Annotated in this window: 3 protein-coding genes; 2 read left to right on the forward strand and 1 reads right to left on the reverse strand. The window is 61.0% G+C overall.

All coding sequences use genetic code 11. The annotated features are described in order from the left end of the window. Nucleotides 1-187 precede the first annotated feature (187 nt). A complete protein-coding gene (locus tag GY725_16350) occupies nucleotides 188-400 on the forward strand; it encodes an addiction module toxin, HicA family (protein ID MCP4005762.1) in 213 nt (70 codons plus the stop codon). Between the two features lie 85 nt (nucleotides 401-485). Here the strand turns inward: GY725_16350 and GY725_16355 are convergent, their stop codons facing one another. Next, the gene (locus tag GY725_16355) at nucleotides 486-923 is read right to left on the reverse strand and encodes a hypothetical protein (GenBank protein ID MCP4005763.1); all 438 of its coding nucleotides are present in this window, start codon (nucleotides 921-923) and stop codon (nucleotides 486-488) included. Between the two features lie 104 nt (nucleotides 924-1,027). Between GY725_16355 and GY725_16360 the strand changes: the two genes are divergently transcribed. Next, the coding region (locus tag GY725_16360) for a transposase (GenBank protein ID MCP4005764.1) at nucleotides 1,028-1,182 on the forward strand (155 nt) is incomplete at its 3' end.

The following is a 1,182-nucleotide window of genomic DNA, read 5'->3' on the forward strand; positions in this document are numbered from 1 at the left end:
AGGAAGTATAGCACCCCTGTCTCCCTAGCTCAGGGATGGGACTTGCGACTCGAAACCCCACGAGGTAGATCTCGAACGAGCCCGCCAGAGGGAACATTCAGGAGGCGATCGCCGACTACCTGGCCGTCGTCGACGAGCTACTCGAGGACGCCGAGGTCCGCGAAGTCGACGTCGCCCTCTAATCGCCGTGCCGAAGATCCCCGGTATCCCACATCAGAAGGCGGTTCGTGCGCTTGAGAAGGCGGGCTTTCGTATTGCGCGTCAGGGCAAGCACATCGTCATGACCGATGGAGCGCGCATCCTCACCATCCCGCGACACAACCCCGTCAACGCCTTCACCCTTGGCGGCATCGTGAGAGATGCAGGGCTCACCGTCGAGCAGTTCAAGAAGTTGCTCTGACGGGATAGCCATCGGGCAGATCGGTGAGAGCGGGAGCACGGGGGTGGAGGGTGGAGCCGAGAAACGGTCCGGCCGCAGGTCCCGATCACCTACCCGGTTGAGATTGGCCCAGCAGCCTCTCCTTGGCCAACTGCCCGATCTGGTCCAACTGAACCCGGGTACGCTCGTAGCGCTCCGGACCGAGTCGCTCGACGAAGTTGGCATGGTGCCCCTCGATCACAGAAGCGGCTTCGTCCGGGTTGATCGGGCCGCTGTATTGCACTTCATCCTCGGTGTTGCCGTGGACAACCGCGAGCACCCTGCCGAGTCCGTACCAGTTGCCGGGATCGAGGGGACTCGCAATCTCGACGAAGACCTGACCGCGATCCCGCACGATCCGCATCGAGTAATCATCGGACTCCAAGACAACCAGGGAGTTGCCGAAATCTACAGCGTCGTACCCGCCTGCAATCACTCGGAAGCCGTACCTCGCGGCTACTTCCCGAAAGGCGCGCTCGACGGTCTTGTGAAAATCAGTCTGCATCGTTTCCTACGGTGGAAGAAGCTTTGAGCCATCCGGTGAAACCCTGAGGTTGCCCCGGTTTCGTAGACACGACAGATCGCACGAAAGTGCGGTAGGAGTGTCTGATGGAAAAGCGGAACCGACGATCGTTCTCGAAGGAGTACAAGGCAGAAGTCGTGGCGCTGGTGCGCAAGGGCGGCAAGAGCATCGGTGCGGTGGCGAGTGATCTGGATCTCTCAGAAACGGCGATTCGCCGTTGGGTCGGCCAGGCCGAGATTGA

The organism is bacterium (genome assembly GCA_024226335.1).
Taxonomy (GTDB): domain Bacteria; phylum Myxococcota_A; class UBA9160; order SZUA-336; family SZUA-336; genus JAAELY01.

What these genes read in the sequence shown, in the direction of transcription:
- GY725_16355 (MCP4005763.1), bottom strand. Translation starts at nt 923, where the DNA reads ATGCAGACTGATTTTCACAAGACCGTCGAGCGCGCCTTTCGGGAAGTA.